The sequence below is a fragment of the Bradyrhizobium sp. B117 genome (genome assembly GCF_038969555.1).
Classification (GTDB): Bacteria; Pseudomonadota; Alphaproteobacteria; order Rhizobiales; family Xanthobacteraceae; genus Bradyrhizobium.
The window spans coordinates 4,964,183-4,986,511 of record NZ_CP152414.1 but is presented as its reverse complement, the minus strand read 5'-3'; the positions used below and the strand labels follow the sequence as shown (position 1 = coordinate 4,986,511).

18 protein-coding genes are annotated in these 22,329 nt (G+C 64.9%); 5 read left to right on the top strand and 13 right to left on the bottom strand.

The window, feature by feature from the left end; translation table 11 throughout:
- Nucleotides 1–146: 146 nt before the first annotated feature.
- From AAFG16_RS24480 to AAFG16_RS24470, 3 genes are all read right to left on the bottom strand, one after another.
- Nucleotides 147–887 (bottom strand): carbonic anhydrase, encoded by a 741-nt coding sequence (locus AAFG16_RS24480; protein WP_342740823.1) that lies wholly within the window; start codon nucleotides 885–887, stop codon nucleotides 147–149.
- Between the two features lie 137 nt (nucleotides 888–1,024).
- A complete protein-coding gene (gene dnaE / locus AAFG16_RS24475; RefSeq protein ID WP_342740822.1) occupies nucleotides 1,025–4,528 on the bottom strand; it encodes a DNA polymerase III subunit alpha in 3,504 nt (1,167 codons plus the stop codon).
- A 465-nt stretch (nucleotides 4,529–4,993) separates the two neighbouring features.
- Nucleotides 4,994–5,713: an outer membrane beta-barrel protein gene (locus tag AAFG16_RS24470; RefSeq protein ID WP_342740821.1), complete on the bottom strand. Its 720-nt coding sequence runs from the start codon at nucleotides 5,711–5,713 to the stop codon at nucleotides 4,994–4,996.
- A 252-nt stretch (nucleotides 5,714–5,965) separates the two neighbouring features.
- Between AAFG16_RS24470 and AAFG16_RS24465 the strand changes: the two genes are divergently transcribed.
- The 3 genes from AAFG16_RS24465 (at nucleotide 5,966) to AAFG16_RS24455 (ending at nucleotide 7,982) form a co-directional block, all read left to right on the top strand.
- Entirely contained in the window at nucleotides 5,966–6,268 is a 303-nt protein-coding gene (locus AAFG16_RS24465; protein ID WP_342740820.1) for a DUF3551 domain-containing protein, read from the top strand.
- Between the two features lies 1 nt (nucleotide 6,269).
- Nucleotides 6,270–6,524, top strand: a complete 255-nt coding sequence (locus AAFG16_RS24460; protein ID WP_283086720.1) for a DUF3551 domain-containing protein — start codon at nucleotides 6,270–6,272, stop codon at nucleotides 6,522–6,524.
- Nucleotides 6,525–6,683: 159 nt separating this feature from the next.
- A complete protein-coding gene (locus AAFG16_RS24455; RefSeq protein ID WP_283086719.1) occupies nucleotides 6,684–7,982 on the top strand; it encodes an MFS transporter in 1,299 nt (432 codons plus the stop codon).
- A 55-nt stretch (nucleotides 7,983–8,037) separates the two neighbouring features.
- On the opposite strand, the gene map is transcribed toward AAFG16_RS24455, so the two are convergent.
- Entirely contained in the window at nucleotides 8,038–8,787 is a 750-nt protein-coding gene (gene map / locus AAFG16_RS24450) for a type I methionyl aminopeptidase (protein ID WP_342740819.1), read from the bottom strand.
- Between the two features lie 217 nt (nucleotides 8,788–9,004).
- Between map and AAFG16_RS24445 the strand changes: the two genes are divergently transcribed.
- Entirely contained in the window at nucleotides 9,005–10,261 is a 1,257-nt protein-coding gene (locus tag AAFG16_RS24445) for a hypothetical protein (protein WP_283086718.1), read from the top strand.
- Between the two features lie 32 nt (nucleotides 10,262–10,293).
- Here the strand turns inward: AAFG16_RS24445 and AAFG16_RS24440 are convergent, their stop codons facing one another.
- Both AAFG16_RS24440 and AAFG16_RS24435 read right to left on the bottom strand, forming a co-directional pair.
- Nucleotides 10,294–13,443 carry a GAF domain-containing protein gene (locus AAFG16_RS24440; RefSeq protein WP_342740959.1) on the bottom strand — a complete coding sequence of 1,050 codons (3,150 nt, stop codon included), beginning with the start codon at nucleotides 13,441–13,443 and terminating at the stop codon, nucleotides 10,294–10,296.
- 199 nt (nucleotides 13,444–13,642) lie between these two features.
- Entirely contained in the window at nucleotides 13,643–14,416 is a 774-nt protein-coding gene (locus AAFG16_RS24435; RefSeq protein ID WP_283086717.1) for a helix-turn-helix transcriptional regulator, read from the bottom strand.
- 108 nt (nucleotides 14,417–14,524) lie between these two features.
- On the opposite strand from AAFG16_RS24435, the gene AAFG16_RS24430 reads away from it, so the two are divergent.
- Nucleotides 14,525–15,604 (top strand): zinc-binding alcohol dehydrogenase family protein, encoded by a 1,080-nt coding sequence (locus AAFG16_RS24430; protein WP_342740818.1) that lies wholly within the window; start codon nucleotides 14,525–14,527, stop codon nucleotides 15,602–15,604.
- A gap of 130 nt (nucleotides 15,605–15,734) precedes the next feature.
- On the opposite strand, the gene AAFG16_RS24425 is transcribed toward AAFG16_RS24430, so the two are convergent.
- From AAFG16_RS24425 to AAFG16_RS24395, 7 genes are all read right to left on the bottom strand, one after another.
- The gene (locus tag AAFG16_RS24425) at nucleotides 15,735–16,436 is read right to left on the bottom strand and encodes an ABC transporter ATP-binding protein (protein ID WP_342740817.1); all 702 of its coding nucleotides are present in this window, start codon (nucleotides 16,434–16,436) and stop codon (nucleotides 15,735–15,737) included.
- A 7-nt stretch (nucleotides 16,437–16,443) separates the two neighbouring features.
- On the bottom strand, nucleotides 16,444–17,724 hold the full coding sequence (locus tag AAFG16_RS24420) for a lipoprotein-releasing ABC transporter permease subunit (RefSeq protein WP_283086715.1): 1,281 nt from the start codon (nucleotides 17,722–17,724) through the stop codon (nucleotides 16,444–16,446).
- A 73-nt stretch (nucleotides 17,725–17,797) separates the two neighbouring features.
- On the bottom strand, nucleotides 17,798–19,117 hold the full coding sequence (proS, locus tag AAFG16_RS24415) for a proline--tRNA ligase (RefSeq protein ID WP_342740816.1): 1,320 nt from the start codon (nucleotides 19,115–19,117) through the stop codon (nucleotides 17,798–17,800).
- Nucleotides 19,118–19,262: 145 nt separating this feature from the next.
- The gene (locus AAFG16_RS24410) at nucleotides 19,263–20,825 is read right to left on the bottom strand and encodes a CopD family protein (protein ID WP_342740815.1); all 1,563 of its coding nucleotides are present in this window, start codon (nucleotides 20,823–20,825) and stop codon (nucleotides 19,263–19,265) included.
- Nucleotides 20,825–21,343, bottom strand: a complete 519-nt coding sequence (locus AAFG16_RS24405) for a YcnI family protein (RefSeq protein WP_342740814.1) — start codon at nucleotides 21,341–21,343, stop codon at nucleotides 20,825–20,827. Before AAFG16_RS24405 ends, AAFG16_RS24410 begins: the two co-directional genes overlap by 1 nt.
- A gap of 20 nt (nucleotides 21,344–21,363) precedes the next feature.
- Nucleotides 21,364–21,795, bottom strand: a complete 432-nt coding sequence (locus tag AAFG16_RS24400) for a hypothetical protein (protein WP_342740813.1) — start codon at nucleotides 21,793–21,795, stop codon at nucleotides 21,364–21,366.
- Complete coding sequence (locus AAFG16_RS24395; RefSeq protein WP_342740812.1) at nucleotides 21,795–22,325, bottom strand: copper chaperone PCu(A)C; 531 nt, start codon at nucleotides 22,323–22,325, stop codon at nucleotides 21,795–21,797. Before AAFG16_RS24395 ends, AAFG16_RS24400 begins: the two co-directional genes overlap by 1 nt.
- Nucleotides 22,326–22,329: the final 4 nt, after the last annotated feature.

Genomic DNA, 22,329 nt, shown 5'->3' with positions numbered 1-22,329 from the left:
CATCAGACGCGCGGCTGGCTGAATGGCGCTTGAACGAAAGGCTCGGATTGAGGCGGTGGCATGGCGCCCGGCGCCGACGATAGCTGTCTGCGCCAGGCCCGCCTCAGCGTCACGACGCTGAACCGGCACGACAGCGATCAGCTCGTTCAGCCCTGCGCGATCAGGTCGACCGTTCCCGTCGTAAGCCGGTAGATGCCGCCGACGACCTTCAGCTTGCCCTGCTCCACGGCCGCATTGAGGATCGGTGCCGCCGATTTCAGCTTGGCGACATTGTCGATCACGTTCTGCCGGATCGCCTGGTCGAGCACGTCGCCGCCCTGCTGCATCGCAGCCTTGGCGGCAGGCGCGATCGCATCGACCAGCGAGGGGATGTGGCCCGGCGGCGACGTGTTGTCCTTGATCGCCTTCAGCGTCGCATCGATCGCGCCGCAACTGTCATGGCCGAGAACGAGGATCAGCGGCGTATTGAGCACCCCGACCGCATATTCCATGCTGGCGATCATCTCGTTGCCGGCGAAATTTCCGGCGATGCGGCAGACGAAGAGATCGCCGCGGCCGGTGTCGAAGGCATATTCCGGTGCGATGCGCGAATCGGCGCAGCTCAGCACGGCGGCAAACGGGTTCTGGCCGCCCGCCAGCGCTTCGCGCTCGTGCTTGAAATCATGTCGCCGCGCAACGCCCTGGACATAGCGCGCATTGCCGTCCATCAGCCGCCTCAGCGCCGCATCGGGCGCCAGCACGTTCTGCGGCTTGGGTGGCGCCTTGCTCTCCCTGGCGAAGGCGACCCCGCTCAGGGCAACGCCGAGTGCGGAGGCGCCGAACAGCATCGCGGATCGCCGCGACGGCGTGATCCTGTCATGTAGGGATTGTGGGCATTGCTCGCACATGTCTCGCTTCCTCCCGGTGCGGCCGAAAACGTCCGCGCAAACGAGCTGCATCGTCGCGATCATAGCCGCAATGATCTGGCGAGACCACAATGTCCGCCGCTCCGCAGGCCCGGACGGCGTCCGTCCGGGACGGCCGGCTAGAGCTGCTGCACGTCCACGACGCCCGCCACCGCCTTGATCGCGCCGGCGATCTGCGGCGAGACCTTGAAGCGGCCCGGCAGCTTCATCTCGACCTCGGTCTCGAGGTCGAGCATCATCACCAGCGAGACCTCGCCGTCGCCATTGGAGCGCGGCGCGATGCCGGGGCTGCCGATTTTCGGCGCGGCGCCGTTGGTGGCCGCCATCTCGGGGCCGGCGAGGCGCTTGGCGATCGACTCCAGCGGCTTGGTGTCGCGCAGGAAGATGCGCAGGCCCTTCTGCATCTTGGCGGCGGCGTCATCCAAGGGCTCTGCATGCAGCACGCGGGCGCGAACGTCCTCGCCCTGCAATTCCGCGCCGAGCTGAAGCAGCACCGCGGCGCCCGGCTCTAGCACGTCGCGATATTGCGCGAGGCCCTCGGAGAACAGCACCGCCTCGAAATGGCCGGTGGGATCGGACAGTCCCATGATGCCCATCTTGTTGCCGGTCTTGGTGCGCCGCTCCATGCGCGACACCACGGTCGCGGCGACCTTGCCGGCCGTGGCGCCGGTCTTCACCGCGCGCGAGAACTCGGCCCATGACTGCACCCGCAGGCGCTTGAGCACGGTCGCATAGTCGTCGAGCGGATGTCCCGACAGGAAGAAGCCGATCGCGTCATACTCGCGGCGCAGCCGCTCGGCCGGCAGCCACGGCTCGATCTGCGGCAGCATGATGGTCGGCGCGTCCGCCGACATGCCGAACATGTCGTTCTGGCCGATCGTCTCGGCCTGATGCGAACGCTGGCAGGCGGCCAGGATCGCGTCCGCGCCGGCGAAGACGCGGGCCCGGTTCGGCTCCAGCGTGTCGAAGGCGCCGGCGGCAGCTAAACTCTCGATGATGCGCTTGTTGATCGCGCGCGGATTGACCCGCGCAGCGAAGTCGGCGAGCGAGGTGAACAGTCCCCGCCTGGTACGTTCCTCGATGATCTGCTCGATGGCCTGGATGCCGACGCCCTTGAGCGCGGCCAGCGCGTAATAGATGACCTTCTCGCCGACCTCGAAGGTCGCGCCGGAGCGGTTGATGTTCGGCGGCTCGACCTTGATGCCGAGGCGCTGCGCCTCGGAGCGGAATTCGGAGAGCTTGTCCGTGTTGTTCAGATCGAGCGTCATCGACGCCGCGATGAACTCCACGGGATAGTGCGCCTTCATATAGGCGGTGTGGTAGGACACCAGCGCGTAGGCCGCCGCGTGGCTCTTGTTGAAGCCGTAATCGGCGAACTTGGCGAGCAGTTCGAAGATGGTCTCGGCCTGCGCTTTCGGCACGCCGTTCTTCACCGCGCCGGCGACGAAGATGTCGCGCTGCTTGTCCATCTCGGCGCGGATCTTCTTGCCCATGGCGCGGCGCAGGAGGTCGGCGTCGCCGAGCGAATAGCCCGACATCACCTGCGCGATCTGCATCACCTGTTCCTGGTAGATGATGACGCCGAAAGTCTCCTTCAGGATCGGCTCCAGCACGGGATGCAGATATTCCGGCTCCTCGTCGCCGTGTTTGCGTGCGCAATAGGTCGGAATGTTCGCCATCGGGCCCGGGCGATACAGCGCGACCAGCGCGATGATGTCCTCGAAACGGTCCGGCCGCATGTCGACCAGCGCGCGGCGCATGCCCTGGCTTTCAACCTGGAATACGCCGACCACCTCGCCGCGTGCCAGCATCTGGTAGCTCTCGGCATCGTCGATCGGCAGCGTGGCGAGATCGACATGGATGTCGCGCGGCTTGAGCAGCTTGCACGCGACGTCGAGCACGGTCAGCGTCTTCAGGCCGAGGAAGTCGAACTTGACGAGGCCCGCGGGCTCGACCCATTTCATGTTGAACTGGGTCACCGGCATATCCGACTTCGGATCGCGGTACATCGGCACGAGCTCGCTCAGGGGGCGATCGCCGATCACGATGCCGGCCGCGTGGGTCGAAGCATGCCGGGTCAGGCCTTCGAGGCGCTGGGCGATGTCGAAGGCGCGCGCCACCACCGGGTCTTCGTCGCGGAACGCCTGGAGTTTTGGTTCGCTCTCGATCGCTGCCGCCAGCGTGACGGGCGCCGCCGGATTCTGCGGCACGAGCTTCGTCAGCTTGTCGACCTGGCCATAGGGCATCTGCAAGACGCGGCCGACATCGCGCAGCACGCCGCGCGCCTGCAGCGTACCGAAGGTGATGATCTGCGCGACCTGATCGCGGCCGTAGCGCTCCTGAACGTACTTGATCACCTCGCCGCGGCGGTCCTGGCAGAAGTCGATGTCGAAGTCCGGCATCGAGACGCGTTCCGGATTGAGGAAGCGCTCGAACAGCAGGCCGAACTTGATCGGGTCGAGGTCGGTGATGGTCAGCGCCCACGCCACCAGCGAGCCTGCGCCCGAGCCGCGGCCCGGCCCGACCGGAATGCCGTGCGCCTTGGCCCATTTGATGAAGTCGGACACGATCAGGAAGTAGCCCGCGTACTTCATGCGCATGATGACGTCGAGCTCGAACGCCAGGCGCTTGTTGTAGTCCTCTTCCGTCATGCCCTGCGACAGGCCATGGACGCGCAGGCGGTTGGCGAGCCCCTCTTCCGCCTGTCGCTTCAATTCGGCGGCCTCGACCGCGGCGGCATCGGAGCTGGCGGCGGCGCCGACGGTGAAGAACGGCAGGATCGGCTTGCGCGTCATCGGGCGGAACGAGCAGCGCTCGGCGATCTCCACGGTCGAGGCCAGCGCCTCCGGAATGTCGGCGAACAGCACCGCCATCTCGGCGCGGGTCTTGAAGCGATGATCCGGCGTGAGCTGCACGCGATCGGTCTCGGCGATCAGCCGGCCGCCGGCGATGCAGAGCAGCGCGTCATGCGCCTCGTAGTCGTCGGTCGCGGCGAAATACGGCTCGTTGGTTGCGACCAGCGGCAGGCCTTTCGCATAGGCGATGTCGATCAAGCCGCCCTCGATGCGCCGCTCCTTGTCGAGGTTGTGGCGCTGCAATTCGATGTAGAGGCGGTCGCCGAACAGATTGGCCAGACGCTCGCAGCGCGTCGCGGCGAGCTCGGCCATGCCGCCGGCCAGCGCCAGCGAGATCGGCCCGTCCGGCCCGCCCGTCAGCGCGATCAGGCCTTCGGTCTCACCGTCGAACCAGTCGAACTTGATGAACGGGGCATGGCTGTCGGGCGATTCGAGGAACGCGCGCGAGTTCAGCCGCATCAGGCTGCGATAGCCGCGCTCCTGCGCCGCCAGCAATACCACGCGCGAGGGCCCCATCGCGTTGCGCGCGGTCGGATCCTGGTCGCCGAAATCGATCGCCAGTTCCAGGCCGACGATCGGCTGGATGCCAGAGCCCGCCATCTTGTCGGAGAACTCCAGCGCGCCGAACAGGTTGTCGGTGTCGGTCAGCGCCAGCGCCGGCTGGTGGTCCTTCTTCGCAAGCTCGGCGAGCTTGGCGATCTTGATCGAGCCCTTGAGCAGCGAATAGGCCGAGTGAACGTGAAGGTGGACAAATCCGGCGCTCGGCATGGTCGCGTGACGGCCTCTTGCAGATGAGATGGAGCGGTCGCCGGCTCCTCAAGGCATCATGCACTCGCCGGGCCGACTCGCCTCACAATGGTGGGGTGTCGCGCCGCGAGAGTCCACGCCGGACCGGCCGATCCTTCGCGTCGTCCCGCTTTTCCCCAACCGGGCCTGCAAGAGTGGGGAATCAGAGCTGCGGAATCACCTGCGCCCAGATTGCGATCATCCCGACGAACAGCGTGATGGACGCCAGTGCAGCCGCCTCTTCCACGAAAATCCTGAACATGGTCTCGCTCCCTTGCTAGAACGTATGAAGAACATTGTTCTCATTTCGTTCTTGGGAGTCAAGCGATCTCAGCCGCCGAGAAACGGGATGGTTAACTACCTGAATTTCAACAACAAAAAGCCCCGGCGCAAGGCCGGGGCTTTCGACGATCGCTCCTTGCAGAGCGATCGATCTCAGTACTTTGCTCAGTAACGGCCGATGATCGGGCCGCCGAACTTGTAGTTCAGGCGGACGAGACCCATGTCGACGTCCTGCTTGATACGCTCCGAGCCGGCGAAGCCAGCGAAGGTGACATCCTTGTCCGACAGGAAGATGTGGTTGTACTCGACGCCAACCGACCAGTTCGGAGCGAAGCCGTACTCGAGGCCGGCGCCGACCGTGCCGCCCCAGCGGGTGTCGCTGGTCGAAGCCTGCAGCGGACCACCGAGCCCGAAGATCTCGTACTTGTCGCTGACCACAGCCGCACCGCCCTTGACGTAGACGAGCACGTTGTTCCAGGCGTAGCCGACCTGGCCGGTGATCAGACCGAACGCGTCGATCTTGGTGCGGTTGCGGGTGGCGAACAGCGCGCTGGCGTTGTCGCCGGAGAAGTCGGCCCAGTTGCCCTGGCCTTCCACGCCGAACACCCACTGGCCGGACTGCCAGCGATAGCCGACCTGGCCACCGACCGTGCCGCCGGTCGCATCGTGCGAGCCTTCGCGGCCGACGCCGACGAAATCCCAGGTCGCGTGCGAGGAACCGCCGCCGCCGTTGATACCGATGTAGAAGCCGCTCCAGTCATAGATCGTCGCGACCATCGCAGGCGCCTTGGTGTAAGGACGCGCAGCGAGATCAGCAGCCAGCGCCGGCGCAGTCGCGCTGAGCGCGACGAGGCTCACAGCGGCGAGCAACAGATTCTTCTTCATTTGATTCCCGTTCCAGTTTCTTCAGTAGGCCCCCGGGCCGTGGCGTCGTCTTAGCAGCGATCGACAGAATTGCTGTAACTCCGACGCCACAGTCAGAGCCAAAGGCCCTCGCTACGTTAATGCATATTTAGCAGCGCGCGCGGGAAACCCTTTGAAACAAGTGTTTTCACGAGTTCCAATGTCGACTACACGATATTCATCGCGTGCGCGCGTAACAACGCCGCGCGCACAAACGCGTGATGGAGAATTGAAATGCGTGGACGAATTACTCTCCCCATTGTCGCCACATTTTTGCTCGCTCTCGCCACATTCGCGTTCGACGCAAGCACGCCCGCACGCGCGTTCGGCACCAATCATGCGTTCTGCCTCACGGGCGACGAATGGCCGGGACTGAGCAATTGCAGGTTCGACAGCTACGCGCAGTGTCAGGCAAGCGCATCGGGCCGCGCGCTGACCTGCATCGCCAATCCGTATTTCGCAGGCCAGAGCGATGATCCCTATGCGTATCAGAACCGCCCGCGCACATTTGCGCCGGGCTATCTCCCGCTGCGCTGAGATGCGCTGCGCCGCTCTCGCGCTCGCCGCGATCGGCACGCTGCTCGTCAGCGCGCACGCGCGGGCGCAGACCTATGATCCCAGCTATCCCGTCTGCATGCAGATCTACGGTCAGGTGGGCTATTTCGATTGCCGCTACACCTCGCTCGAACAGTGCAAGTTTCTCGCCGTGGGACGTTCAGCGAGCTGCGTCGTGAACCCGTACTTTGCGCAGAGCAAGCCGAAGGCTGCGCGGCGGTCAAAGCGGATCGACTAGTTTGGCACGTGCCAATCGGGATGCTGATATGCGGCCGGCTCTGCATTGCGGCCGTGGTGTTGACGCGGGCTGATCCAGGTTTAAGTTCGACGGACAAATCTTGCAGGGGTGGCGACGTTCACTGGGCTGGCTCCCGTTGACGCCACCAATGCAGGACACATGACAGCTTCGTCCCAAGCGACCGCGCGCGGAGCGCAATCTGCTTCCGCGCCCCCTCACCTCGCCATCGTCCTGTTCTCGCTCGCAATGGGCGGCTTTGCGATCGGAACCACCGAATTCGCATCGATGAGCCTGCTGCCGTTCTTCGCCGCCGACCTCCATGTCGACGAGCCGGCCGCGGGACACGCGATCAGCGCCTATGCGCTCGGCGTGGTGCTGGGCGCGCCGCTGATCGCCGTAGCTGGCGCGCGCTTCGCGCGGCGCACGCAGCTCTTGGTGCTGATGGCCGTGTTCGCGCTCGGCAACGCGCTCACGGCGCTTGCGCCTGGGTTCGGCTGGATGATCGCGGCACGCTTCCTCTCGGGGCTGCCGCATGGCGCCTATTTCGGCATCGCCGCGCTGGTCGCGGCCTCGCTCGTTCCGCAGCATCGCCGCTCCCAGGCGATCGGCCAGGTCATGCTCGGCCTGACCATAGCCACGATCATCGGCGTGCCGCTGGCCAATCTGATCGGCCAGGCGGTCGGCTGGCGCGCGAGTTTTGGCCTCGTGTCTATGCTGGCGCTGCTGACGGTGCTGCTTTGCGCGCTGTTCGCGCCGCGCGACCGGGCCGGCAAGTCGGACCCGCTGCGCGAGCTCGGTGCGCTCCGAAGCGGACGCGTCTGGATTACGCTCGCGATCGGCGCCATCGGCTTCGGCGGCATGTTTGCCGTCTATACTTATCTTGCGACGACACTGATCGAGGTCACCAAGGTCAGCACAACGGTCATCCCGTTCTTCCTGGCGGTGTTCGGCATCGGCGCCACGCTCGGCAATCTGTTCGTGCCGCGCTTTGCCGACCGCGCGTTGATGCCGACCGCGGGCGTGATCCTGCTGTTTGCTGCTGTCGCGCTGCTGCTGTTTCCGCTGGCGGCCGGCAATCCCTGGCTGCTCGCGATCGACATCTTCGCGATCGGTGCCAGCGTCTCGCTCGGCGCCATCCTCCAGACCCGGCTGATGGACGTCGCCGGCGATGCACAGGCGCTGGCTGCCGCGCTGAACCATTCCGCGTTCAACACCGCCAACGCGCTCGGTCCCTTCCTTGGCGGCCTCGCCATTCGTGAGGGGTTGGGCTGGACCTCCACCGGCCCCGTCGGCGCCGCGCTTGCGTTGCTCGGTTTCCTGATCTGGATAGTGGCCTGGCGAGGCGCCAAGTCTGCGCCGGTCGAACTCACCGCGCGACGCGACGCTGCTCCGCTCGCGCCGTCGCTGGCGCCGGATCATCGAAGCCGTTCGGCGGTTCACAGGGATCCCGTGGCCTGACGCCATCCGCGCCCGGCGAGCGGCTGCACCGTCTTGGGCTACAACCCCGGCAACCTTAACCCGCGAGCGTGACGATCAAGGGTCCGTTTCGGGTGGCAATCACCGTGTGTTCGTATTGAACGGTCGGAGCTTCGGGGCTGCTGTACAGCGTCCACGGATCATCGCCGTCCTGGGCCCACTCGGCGCCCTGGGACAGGTACGGCTCGACCGTGAACACCAGGCCGTCACGCATGATGCGGCGCTCGGAGCGGTCGGGCCATGTCGCGATTTCCGTCGGCTCCTCATGGAGCGACAGGCCGACGCCGTGACTGGCGAGATTCCTGACAAGGCTATAGCCGTTCTTCCGCGCGAAGGTCCCGATAGCCTGGCCGATGCCGGCCATCGGCTTGCCGGCGCCGACCTGCCGCAGGCCGGTCCACATCGCCCGCCGGCCATCCCTGCAAAGGCGCTCGATCGCGCGGCTCACGGGCGGAACGGCGAACGAGGCGCCCGTGTCTGCAAAGAGTCCGTTCTTCTCGGCTGAAACGTCTATGTTGACGAGATCGCCGCGCGCGATCCGTCGCTGCCCCGGGATTCCATGCGCGATCTCCTCGTTCACGCTGATGCAGGTCGCCCCGGGAAAGTCGTAGGCCAGCTCCGGCGCCGAACGTGCCCCGGCGGCTTCCAGGAGCTTTCGTCCGATCTGGTCCAGCTCGCCGGTGGTCATGCCCGGTTCGAGCGCCTTCCCCATCGCCTCGAGGGTGTTGGCGACGATACGGCCGATCTCCTTCAGGCGGGAGAGCTCATTGTCGTCAGAGATTGTCATGTTCAGATCATTCCGAAACCGGACATAGCGCCTGTGGCCTCAAACTGCAAACGCGGCAGCGCGGGCGAAAACTTACAATGCGCATTCGTGAAGGGATGTAGTCGCGTTCGACGATGAGGAATAAGCTGAGCTTCGCCATGCCACCGAAAGTTATGCACGGTCTGATCTTCGAGTAGCCTTCATTCGTCTTTTTAAAGCCTCCGGTCCCATCAATTTCATGCTCACCCGTATCCTGCTTGTCGCCGCCGCCCTGTTGCTTCCCGGCGCAATGCATGCCGAAGAAACACCGGCCGAAAAGACCGGATTTGCTCCGGGGCTGACGATCTATCTTGCCAGGGGAGCGCCGGACGCGTGCGGGCCGGGCTGCGACCGCTGGATCGCCATCGAGGGCAAGATCGACGAGAATGCCGCGGCGCGCGTTCGCCACTTCTTGGCGGGCGTCACGGACACGCAGCGTCCGATCTACCTTCATTCACCCGGCGGCAACGTGGAGCAATCCTATGTCATCGGGCGGCTCTTGCGCAGCCGCAAGGCGGTCGCCCGGGTCGGCCGGACCATCGTGGCCGCGTGCGCCGCGGAGACGCAGGTGGACGCCGAATGCCTGAAGCTGAAGACTGCAGGCGGCGAGGTCGAGGCCCAGCTCACCACCTACCATGCGATGTGCAACTCGGCCTGCGCTTACCTGTTTCTCGGAGCAACATCGCGCGCGGTGGCCCCCGATGCAGTGCTGGCGGTGCATAACTCCCGGCTCGTCCTCAACATGCGCAGGGAACCGCCTCCGGAGGTGCTCGCAGAGATCAGGCAGCGCCGGATGGTGACAGCCGAACGCGTCCGCGCCGCGTTCATCGCGGCGATGGGGATCAGCCGCGAGCTCGATGACCTCATCCGGACCGTGACCTACGAAAACCTGCACGTGCTGACGCGCGCCGAGCTCTATCGTTTCGGGATCGACATGCGGCCCTTTGCCGAGGGGACATGGAGGCTGGAGACGGGAGCACGGCCCTTCGTCAGCAAGATCGCCGTGACGAAGACGGAAAACGGCGCGTCATTCCGGACGATGGAGTGGCGCATGTATTGCGAAAGCAGGAATCGCGTGCCGCTGATGTTCGCGGGTGACATCGACAAGGCGAGCGCCGGCAAAAGCACGATATCGATGACGGCGGATGCCGACACGAGCAAGGAGGCCGGAGGCTCTCCTGTGAACGCCGGGAAGTACGAAATGTGGAGTGGCAACGTCGACCGCGATATGGTCTTCACGATGCTGGCGTCTCGCTCGCTGCATGTCCGGCAAACCACGACCATGCCGGACGAAAAGACGGATACGACAGGACTGGACATCGACCTGACAGGCCTGGCGTCCATGTGGCCACGGCTTGCGACGGCGTGTTCGTCAGTGGCGGCCAAGCCGAAGAGCCCCTGGCCGGCAATTCCGCCGGGGGCTGGCGCAAAGCCGACGGCCGTGCCGGCACAATAGGTGGAAGGCGGGGTTTGGATGGAGCCGGATGATCAAATCTCGTCGAGCAGACTGCGGACCTTGGCTGCCAGATCTTCGATCGCGAAGGGCTTGGAGAGCAGATGCTTGCCGGCATCGAGCATGCCGTTGTGAACAATTGCATTGCGCGTATAGCCGGTCGTGAACAGCACTTTCAGTCCAGGGTGCCGTTTCAACAGCTCGGTTGCCAACTCGGCGCCTGTCATTTCGGGCATCACGACATCCGTAAACAGCAGATCCGGAACGGGCCCCTCTTCGATCTTCCTGATCGCCTCTTTCGCGCCTGCCGCTTCGAAAACGGTGTAACCGAGTTCGCGCAGACTTTCCGACGAGATGTTGCGAACACGCTCATCATCCTCGACGACGAGAATGGTCTCCTTCTGGAAGTCTGCGCCGGGATGCGCCACGCTTTCCGAGGCCTCCCGAATTTTGTCATCGCCGACGAAGCGCGGCAGGTAGACCTTTACGGTCGTGCCAACGCCGACCTCCGAGTAGATTTTCACGTGGCCGCCTGACTGCCTCACGAAACCATAGACCTGGCTCAGTCCAAGGCCGGTCCCCTTGCCCACTTCCTTGGTCGTGAAAAACGGGTCGAACACCCTGCCCAGCACGTCGTTCGCTATTCCGACGCCGTTGTCCGTCACGGCAATGAGGACATATTGCCCGGGCGCCAGTACGTATTCGCGAGCATATCTTTGATCGATCGACGCGTTGCTTGTTTCGATGGTCAGCTTGCCGCCCTTGGGCATGGCATCGCGGGCATTGACCGCCAGATTGAGAACCGTGCTTTCCAGTTGCGCGGGGTCCGCTCTGACGCGCCAGAGACCGGCCGCCAGAACCGTTTCGAGGCGAATGAGCTCGCCGAGCGACCTGTCGAGCAGTTCGCTCATGCCGCCGATCATCTTGTTGATGTCCACGATTTCGGGCGCCAGCGGCTGCTGGCGAGAGAAGGCCAGCAGCCTCTGCGTCAAGGTGGCTGCGCGGTTCGCGCCGTCAATGGCCCCGTCGATGAAGCGATCGATGTTGACCTCTCCCTTTCCGAGCCGCCGCTTGGCGAGGTTCAAGCTGCCGAGAATGACGGCCAGCATATTGTTGAAGTCGTGGGCGATGCCTCCGGTCAACTGCCCGACGGCTTCCATTTTTTGAGCCTGCCGCAGCTGCTCCTCGGCTTTCATGCGTTCGCCGATCTCGTCGGCAACCCGCTGCTCCAGTTCGGCATTGAGCGTCTGGAGTCGCGTCAGAAGCCGCGCATTGTCGATCGCCGTCGCGGCATGGCCGGCGATGCCGAGCAAGGCAGTCTCGTGTTCGGCCTGAAATTTTCCCGTTTCACCATGACCGAAGAATAGTCCGCCGAGGACTTCACCGCTTCGCGAGGCCACGGGCACCGCCAGATAGGACCGAACAGGAAGATGGCCTTCCGGCATACCCTTCCGCGGCGTGTTCCTGCCATAACGAGGGTCCTGCAGGATGTCGTCGGACCTGACCACCGCCGTTCCCTTGAAGGTCGGCTCGAATACGGCGGTATTGCGCGGCATCGGAAAGTTTTCAAACGCCGATCGAGGTGCGCCCGACAATGCATAGAGCATGTAGCTGCCGCCATCGGACGTCAGCACATTGTAGAAAAACGCCCCGAACTGGGCGCCCGACAGTTCGACGCCGGCATCCGTGACGACCTGAACGATCGTCTCGAGATCTCGTTCGCGGGCGACCGAAGCGCCCGTGTCGTTCAGGATTCTCAGATGGCGCTCGGACTTTTTCTTGTCGGTGATATCGAGGACCGTGCCAATGAACCGCACGGCGCGGCCGTTGGAAAAGAGGGCATCACCGGTGGCGGCGACCCAGCGTTCGACACCGTCCTCGATGCCAACCGTCCGATACTCGATGTTGTAGGCTGCCGGGGACTCCGGCGACAGGGCCTTGGAGACCGCCCCGTGTGCGCGGTCCCTGTCCTCGGGATGCAGGCCCTTCAGGAAGGCCCCTTCATAGCTGACGTCGGCATCGGGGGACAAACCGAACAATGCTTTGCAGCGGTTGTCCCATCGCAAGACGTCGTTGACCGGGTCATAATCCCAGATGCCGATCCCGGCCGCGGTGTTCGCAAGACTGAGCCGTTCGGCAGCCTCCCGCGCAGCCTCTTCCGATCGAACGCGCTCGATGTGCGCCCATGATCGCTCGGTCACCTCGGTGAGCAGAGCGAGTTCGCGCCGGGTCCAAAGGTGCGGACTGCGGTGATGAATGGCCATCAAGGCGGTCAGGCGCCCCTCCTTCACGAAGGGCATGCAGATCGTCGAGCCGATGCCGATCCTCTGGAAGGTGGCCGCTTCCTCCGGCGCGATCTCCTTCAGATTGTCATTGATGATGAGCGGCCTGCCGGCGCTGAGCTCCTGAACCGCCTTCTTGCCGAAATTGGCGAGGCTGTAGTGACCCACGATATGGATCGCCCCTGGCCCCGCCCAATCCCCACGGATGGTGAAGCCATCCTCGTCAGGGTCCATATCGGCATAGGCGCAGTTCGATACGCCGAGATGCTCACCAAGCATCCTGGTCGTCACTGCAAGGACACCGTCCGCATCGCGGGTCTTGGCAGTCGCCTTGTTGAGGGCATCCAGGAAGAGCAGGCGCGCCTCGTTCTCGCGCACGGACGTCTCCGCGCGGCGACGCTCGACGGCAGTGCGCGTGCGCTCGGCAACTTCGCGGATGAGCTCGAGCTCTTCCGAAGTCCATCTTCGGGGCGTTGCATTGTTGAGGTAGAGCAGAGCCACAACCCCATCGGGCTCCGAGATCGGCATATTGACGAGTGCACGGGCAGAGATCGCCGCGAGCGCTCGCGCACGATCACCGACGCGCGCGTCCTGCTCTGCGTCGGCACAAACCACGGTCTCGCCGCGCTTGAGGTCGTCGATGTAACTGCCATAGTCGCGGAAGTGCAGCACGCCGGCGAGGCTCAAAATGCCAGGCGCGTTCCAATCGCGGTTGATCGTGATGGTTTCGGCCGAGGTGTCGACCGTGCCATAGCCCGCCCGGCTCACATCGAGGCTGCGGCCGAGCAGCTCCGCCGCGGCATAGGCGAGATCGTCGGGATTGCTGATCTCTCGGATGTAGTCGCCAAGGGCGGCAAGAACGGAGTTGCGATCGGTCAAATGCGCCCCGGCCGCCATCGTCATCGCTCCGCCCCCGACAATTCCCTCTCCCGGCCAAATCTGGATGGAAGCGACCATTCGCGCCGCTCTCCGCTTCAGGAGATGGCCCACCCGACTGCCGTCTAACCAGCTGAGGGCATTTAGGTTCCCTTGCGTTGAGAGTCCGCCGGCGTGCTTGCCTCGCGCTCGGGTCGGGACGTCGTCGTCGTTGTGCTCGATGCCCTTACACCGGCGTATAGATCACGAGCTTCAGCGCAGGATCGTCATTGGCCTGGAAGCTCGTGTGCTCGAAGCGGAGCAGGCCCCTGGTCGGGTGGTTCATGGTCTTGAGGCCTGACGAGGTGCTGCGGATCTCGTGCGCCTCCCACCATTTGACGAATTCCGGACTGCCCTGGCGCAGCCGCGTCAGCAATTCGGCGAAAGCCGGATCGCCGGCCCAGACGTCGTGCGTGGCGCGAAACATCGCGACCATGCTCTTGGCGACGTCGCTCCAGCCCGCGCCGTAAATCTTTCGCGTCTGCTTGTTGGTCAGCACCAGCAGCAGCGTATTGCGGTCCTGCTCGGGCAGCTGCCCGAAGGCGAAGACCTCCTCGGCGGCCTCGTTCCAGGCCAATACGTCCCAGCGCCGCCCGGTGATGTAGGCCGGATGTGGCAGGCTCTCGATCATCCGCCGAATGGGCGCCGGCACGACCTCGCGTGTGAACGCGCGCTTGTCGCCGTCGCGTGCCAGCGCCTTGAGGTGCGCATGCTCGGTCTTCGAGAGGCGCAGCGCACGGGCGAGCGCGTCGATGGTGGTGACGGAGGGACTGACGGTGCGGCCCTGCTCGAGGCGGATGTACCAGTCGACGCCGATGCCGGCGAGCTGGGCGACCTCCTCACGGCGCAGCCCCGCGGTGCGCCGCCGGCGGCCGGCCGGAAGCCCGACGGTCTTCGGCGACAGCTTCTCGCGGCGGGACCGCAGGAAGTCGCCGAATTCGACGCGGCGTGGATCGGCCATGATGTCACTCCCGCGATGGAGGGCTTTGAGAATACTAGGATAATACCAGGCCTTCCTGGCCGTTCCAAGGCGGCGCATATCCGGTTCACCCGACCTTGAGGTGAACACATGAAAGCTGCCGTACTCAAATCCCTGGGATCGCCGCTGGTGATCGAGAATGCCCCTGATCCGGTGCTCGGCACGGGCGAAGTCATCGTCGACGTCGTCGCCACGCGCGTCCTGTCCTACATGAACGAGGTCTTCGACGGGACGCGCAACTACGCGCTCGACCTGCCGATCATCCCGGGCCCCGGCGGCATCGGCCGGGTGCGCACGATCGGGCCGGACGCAACCAAGCTCAGTGTCGGCGACTGGGTGTTCTGCGATCCGACGGTGCGCTCGCGCGATGATGCCGTCGCGCCCGACATCGCGCTGCAGGGGCTCACGGCCGCCGGCCCCGGTGGCATGCGCCTGCAACGGCATTTTCGCCACGGCTCGTTCGCCGAGCAGATGCGGGTGCCGACCGAGAACGTCAAACGCCTCGGCGCGATCACGTCGGAGGAAGCCACGCAATGGTGCGCGCTGGGGACGCTGCTGGTGCCCTATGGCGGCTTCCTTGCCGCCAACCTGCAAGCAGGCGAGACCGTGCTGGTCAGCGGGGCCACCGGCAATTTCGGCAGCGCCGCCGTCTCGGTCGCGCTCGCGATGGGCGCAGCCTGCGTGGTGACGCCGGGCCGCAACGAAGAGATCCTCGCCGACCTCGTCCGCCGCTTCGGCAGCCGCGTGAAGCCGGTCAGGCTCTCCGGCAACGAGGACGACGATCGCGAAGCGATGAAGCGCGCCGCGCCAGGGCCGATCGACTGTGTGTTCGACATCATGCCGCCCTCGGTGAGCCCGATCGTCGTACGTGCGGCAATGATGACGGTGCGCGCCTGTGGCCGCGTCGTGCTGATGGGCGGCGTCGGCATGGCGGGCGGCCCGGGCCTCGAGCTGCCCTACCCCTGGCTCATGCGCAACTGCATCAGCATTCACGGCGTCTGGATGTATCCGCCGGATGCGGCGAGCCGCCTGATCTCGCTGGTGCGGTCCGGGCTGCTGCGCCTCGATGAATACCAGACGACGGCGTTCGACCTCGACCACGCCAACGAGGCGGTGGCCCATGCCGCGGCCAACGGCGGACCGTTCAGATTGACGGTGATCAGGCCATAATCGGCCTGCCCGCTGCGGCGATGCGCCGTCGCAGCGGGTTTCCATGACATGTCAAGGAATTGGGATGCGTCACCCCGCGTCTAGCCGGCGGTGTCCGGCTACTGTGCATGGGGTTGTTTTCGTAAGTTTGTTATTCGAGCTCGATGACCTGGCCGTTCGACAGCGAGACGCGCCGGTCCATGCGGCCGGCGAGCTCCATGTTATGGGTCGCGATCAGCATCGAGACCCGGGTCGCCTTCACCAGCTGCATCAGAGCCTGGAACACGTGCTCGGCGGTGCCGGGGTCGAGATTGCCGGTCGGCTCGTCCGCAAACAGCACGCGCGGCGCGTTCGCGACCGCGCGCGCGATCGCAACGCGCTGCTGCTCGCCGCCCGACAGCTCGGCCGGGCGATGGGTGATGCGGTCGCCGAGGCCGAGATAGCCGAGGATCTCCTTGGCGCGCTTGACGCTCTCGGACTTCTTCAGGCCGCGGATCATCTGCGGCAGCATCACGTTCTCCAGCGCGGAGAACTCCGGCAAGAGCCGGTGCGACTGGTAGACGAAGCCGATGTCGGTGCGGCGCAGCTGGGTGCGCTCGATGTCGGGCAGTTGCGAGGTCGGCGCGCCGTTGACATAGACCTCGCCGGAATCCGGGGCTTCGAGCAGCCCCGCGATGTGCAGCAGCGTCGACTTGCCGGAGCCCGAGGGCGCCACCAGCGCAACGGACTGGCCCGGCCACAGCGCGAGCTTGGCGCCGTCGAGGATCGTCAGCGGCACCTCGCCCTGCAAGTACTGCCGCTTTATCTCGTGGAGATAAATGACCGGTACATCTTCAGCCCCCTGCTGCTCCATCAGCCCCTCACTCGTACCGGAGCGCTTCGACGGGATCGAGGCGCGCGGCGCGCCAGGACGGGTAGAGCGTCGCCAGAAACGACAGCGTCAGCGCCATGATGACGACCGCCGTGGTCTCGCCGATGTCGATCTCGGCGGGCAGCTTCGACAGGAAGTAGAGCTCCGGCGAGAACAGCTCGGTCGAGGTCAGCCACGACAGGAATTGCCTGATCGATTCGATGTTGAGGCAGATCACGAGGCCGACGAAGAAGCCGACCAGCGTGCCGACCACGCCGATCGAGGCGCCCGTGATCAGGAAGATGCGCATGATCGAGCCTTGCGAGGCCCCCATCGTGCGCAGGATCGCGATGTCGCTGCCCTTGTCCTTCACCAGCATGATCAGGCCGGAGACGATGTTGAGCGCTGCGACCAGCACGATCATGGTCAGGATCAGGAACATCACGTTGCGCTCGACCTGGAGCGCATTGAAGAAGGTCGAGTTGCGCTGCCGCCAGTCGACCAGGAACACCGGTCGGCCCGCGGCTTCCGTCACCGCCGTGCGGAAGGCGTCGATCTTGTCGGGGTTGGTGGTGAACACCTCGATCGAGGTGACGTCGCTGCTGCGGTTGAAATAGGCCTGCGCTTCCGCCAGCGGCATGAACACGAAGCCGAGATCGTATTCGGACATGCCGATCTCGAACACGGCGACGATCTTGTATGGCTTGATGCGCGGCGTCGTGCCCATCGGCGTGACCGCGCCCTTCGGCGCCACCAGCGTCACGCTGTCGCCGGCGTGCAGCGACAGCTGGTCGGCGAGCCGCCGGCCGATCGCAACGCCCTGCCCTTCGTCAAAGCCCTCGAGCGAGCCCTGCTTGATGTTCTTGGCGATCGAGGTGAGGTTGTTGAGGTCGTCGGAGCGGATGCCGCGCACCAGCACGCCCGAGGCGTTCCACGGCGATGACGCCAGCGCCTGGCCGTCGACCACGGGCGCGGCGAGCCGGATGCCCTGGACCTGGCTGATGCGGTCGGCGACGTCCTTCCAGTCTGTGAGCGGCGATTCCAGCGGCTGCACCAGGATGTGGCCGTTGAGGCCGAGGATCTTGTCGAGCAGCTCCTTGCGGAAGCCGTTCATCACGGCCATGACGATGATCAGCGTCGCCACGCCGAGCATGATGCCGAGGAAGGAGAACCCGGCGATGACCGAGATGAATCCCTCCTTGCGGCGCGCCCGCAAATAGCGCGCCGACAGCATCCACTCGAATGGCGCGAAAGGCGCGGTTTGAACGGTTTCGGTCATGGTCTCATCCATCGCTCGATAATCCCATGATTCGGGGTCAATTGTGGCCGGATTGGCGGCCGCGATCTCGGGCGATGAACAATATTCAGCCGACCAGGCGGGCGACCGCGTCCGCAGGCGACATCGTCTCGCGGGAGCCGTCACTGCGCCTCTTGATCTCGACCTTGCCGTCGGCGAGGCCCTTCGGCCCGATCATGATCTGCCAGGGGATGCCGATCAGGTCGGCTGCGGCGAATTTGGCGCCGGCGCGCTGGTCGGTGTCGTCGTAGAGCACGTCGACACCCTTGGCGGTGAGCTCCGCATAGAGTTTCTCGCAGGCCGCATCGACCGCGGCATCGCCCTGCTTGAGGTTGAGGATCGCTACGCGGAACGGCGCCACCGCCTCCGGCCATTTGATGCCGGCCTCGTCATGGCAGGCCTCGATGATGGCACCAAGCAGGCGCGAGACGCCGACGCCGTAGGAGCCGCCATGGATCGGCACGTCGACGCCATCGGGGCCGGCCACCATTGCCTTCATCGGCTCGGAGTACTTGGTGCCGAAATAGAAGATCTGGCCAACCTCGATGCCGCGGGTGTTCACCCGCTTCTCCGCCGGCACTTCCTGCTCGAACCGCGCGGCATCGTGGACATCCTCCGTCGCGGCGTAGACCGAAGTCCACTGCTTGATGATCGGGGTCAGATCGCTGTCATAGTCGACGTCCTCACCCGGCACCGGCAGGTCCAGCACGTCGCGATTGATGAACACGCCGGATTCGCCGGTCTCCGCAAGCACGATGAATTCGTGACTGAGATCACCGCCGATCGGGCCGGTCTCGGCGCGCATCGGGATCGCCTTCAGTCCCATCCGCGCGAAGGTGCGCAAATAGGCGACGAACATCTTGTTGTAGGCGACGCGCGCAGCGGCCTCGTTGAGATCGAACGAATAGGCGTCCTTCATCAGGAACTCGCGGCCGCGCATCACGCCGAAGCGCGGACGCTGCTCGTCGCGGAATTTCCATTGAATATGATAGAGATTCAGCGGCAGGTTCTTGTACGACTTCACGTAGGCGCGGAAGATCTCGGTGATCATTTCCTCGTTGGTTGGCCCGTACAAGAGCTCGCGCTTGTGGCGATCGGCGATGCGCAGCATCTCCGGGCCATAGGCGTCGTAGCGGCCGCTCTCGCGCCAGAGATCGGCGAGCTGGAGCGTCGGCATCAGCAGTTCCAGCGCGCCGGAGCGGTCCTGCTCCTCGCGCACGATCTGCTCGATCTTCTTCAGCACGCGGAAGCCGAGCGGCAGCCAGGCATAGATGCCGGCCGCTTCCTGCCGGATCATGCCGGCGCGCAGCATCAGCCGATGCGAGACGATTTCCGCCTCTTTCGGATTTTCCTTCAGGATGGGCAGAAAGAACCGCGACAACCGCATGGCAATACTCGAGGAATCAGTAAGGGCTTGCAGTGAAAGCGGATTGGGAGCGAAAACACAAGGCCGGGAATGAGGAAAAGCCGCTAACGCGGCGAAATTCCTGTCATTTTTCCGTTGCCTTCAGGTTCGACTTGAACTTCCTCGCCTAGGGCGGCGCCACCTCGAGATCGTCCTCGAGCGTGATCTTCTCGAAATCGGTCACCAGCGCATCGATCCGCACATGCCAGCGGCCGGCAAACGGCAGCTCGACCTTGCGCACGTGCCAATAGCCATCCGGTCCGAGCTCGGCATTGCGTTCCATCGGCTCGATGCCGCGCTCCGGCAGGCTCAGAGTCAAGGTCGCATCCTTGGCCGCAAGCGGCGTCGCCTCGCCGGTCATGAGCTGAAGCACGAAATCGTCGAGACCTGCCTTGCCTGGCGAGACCAGCACCTGGAACATTGCCTTGTCGCTGTGGATGTGGATCGCCAGGGGCGTGTCCGGAATGATGGTCCGCGGCGGCGGCGTGAAGCGCCAGCCGGCGACGGTGGCGAAAATGGCGACCGCGATGGAGCATTCGAGCAGGATCGAGCGCTTGAGCGCAGGCGTCGATGTCTCGTCCTGGGCCAGGGCCGGCGTCAGCCGGAACCGATTGAGCGCGGCGAGCGCCAGCAATCCCGTGACGAATACAAGCTTGATCGAGAGGATGAGTCCGTAGCGGGTCTCGACCAGCGCTGCCGGCTTTTCAAGCTGAACGATCGCAAGCGCGAGGCCGGTCAAGGCCAACACGCCGACCGCCAGCGCAGCAAGGCGGGAGAACCGGTTCACGACGGGGAGCGACGCAGTCGCCGGCTTCGACATCAGCGCGACGAGCGGCGCGAGAGCACCGATCCAGATGGTGACGCCGAGGCCATGGAGAAAGATCGCCGGCCGGGTCAACGCCTCCGGTGGGGCCGTTGCAGCGTGCCCGGTCATGGCGAGCGACAGACCGACGCCGATGAACGCGATGATCGCAAGTGCGCGCGCATGCCATGCGCGGCGCAGCGCGGTCATCGCGAGCAGCATCGCTGCGAAGGCAACCAGTAGCGCGGGGCCGGCGCTGGTCGCGAATGCGACCTTCCAGGGAGCGGCCGTCGCAAGCGCTGCCAGCGGCAGGCCGAGCAGATCGAGGCCCAACGCGCCAAGGGACGCAATCGCGCTCACAAGGCCGATGGCGAGCGCGACGCGCGGAACGGTCATGCCGATCATCAACAACGCAATCCAGCGCGCGAAGAACACGCCGCCGACACCGACGAACAGCCCAAGGTAAAGACCGACCCGCGCCAGCCAGATCAGCGCGTTCAAGGCGCCATCCACGGTGACCGGAGGCTTTGTCGCCGTCGGCATGCCGACCGAAAAGATCACCGATCCCGAGACCGGGTGGCCGTCCTGCGAGATCACGCGGTAGCTCACCACGGCCGTTCCCTGCGGCAGGTCCGGCGGCATCGCGACCGAGACGGTCTCGCCTGATGCATTGACGCGCGCATCGTCCCGCGCCCTGCCCGCGCCGTCGATCAGCTGGATCGCGCCCGGCGTCACCACCTCGTTGAAGCGCAGCTCCACCGCTTTCGGCGCGCTCGCAAGCATGCTGCCGCTCGCCGGCTCGACCGAGACGAGCGCCGCATGCGCCGACGCCCCGGTCGCGAAGCCGACAATGAGCAGCAGTATCGCGAGCGCGGCGAAGAGGCGCATCAGGTTTTTGGCAGCAGCTTCACACCAGGCGCCGGTGACTTGCCCTCATGCGAATGCCCTACTCCTTCCGCGGGAATCTCGATCCAGCGGCTGACGCCGGTCTCGCATTCTTGGACGACCGGGAAATACAGTGTCGTGTTCGGCTTGAGCGTATCGGTCAGGACCGTATGCATGACGAACTCGTCATAGTGCTTGTCCGGCAGCTTGCCGCCGGACCACGCCACCTCCTTGACGCCTGAGGAGAGCTTGCTGCCGTGATAGTCGTACTCCCCGGCATACTTGCCCTCGACGACATCGACACTCCAGCCCGCTTTCGGCATCGGCTTCACCGCAATTACCCCTTCCGGGATCTGCACGCGGATCTTCACCGTCGGCGAGCCCGCGCAGCCGTGTGGCACGGCGAACACGGCTTTGTAGGATGCGCCGACCGTGGCCTGCTTGGTTTCAAGCGTGATATGCGCCGCCGCGGGTGTCGCCGTGAGCGCGGCCATCAGGATCAGACAGGATCGCTTCGACATGTTCGGTCCCTTCGGCGTGGTCATTTGATCAGGATCGGCGATTCAACGCTGACATGGTCCGCGTCGGAAATCGAGATTCCGAGACCCAGCATCCAGCGTCCGGGCGTCAACTGCGCCAGCTTCACATGCCAGCTGTCTTCACCGTCGCGCGACGCCTCGACCGGCGCGAGCTTCCGGCCGGACTGCGTATCCACGAGCGTCACCGACACGGCCTTCGCCGAGAGCGGCGTCTCGTCCGTCGTTTCGAGCTGGATCGCGATCTCGACCGGCCCGGCGCGGCCTGGCGAGACCGTGACATTGGCCATGGCCTTCGCGGTGTGCAGATGGGTGAAGAAGTTGTCGTCGTCGGTCGCCGCCGCAAGAGGCGTGGCGACCCACAACAACGCAGCCATCGCGAGCCCAAGGCCCGCAAGCTTCCGACGCGAGGTCATGGGAAGCATGATCAGTCTCATCACATCTTCATTCCCGAATGATCCGGCATTTTCTTCATCTCATGGCCGGAATGGCCGGCATCGCCGGGCGCCTGCGCGCCGACGCCCTGCACCTCGAGCGAGACCGCGACCTTGCCCGCCTTCTCGAACTCCAGCGTCAGCGGCACCTTGTCGCCCTGCTTGAACGGCCCTTTCAGCTCCTGAAGCATCAAATGATAGCCCCCGGGGGCGAGCTTCACCGTCTTGCCGGCATCGATCACGAGCCCCTTGTCGAGCGGACGCATCTTCATCACGCCATTGTCCATCGCCATCTCATGGACCTCAGCCTTGCCTGCGATATCGGCGGACACGCTGACCAGCTTGTCGGCCGTCGTTCCCTTGTTCTCGATCGTCAGGTAGCCGCCCGCGACCTTGGCACCGCCCGGCGTCGCCCGGCTCCACGCCTGCGAGATGACGAGATCACCGGCCTTGACGTCCTCGGCCGCCGCAGGCGCCGCGCAAAGAACGAGTGCGAACGCCGCGAGCATCACATCTTTCAACATCGTCTTCATATTG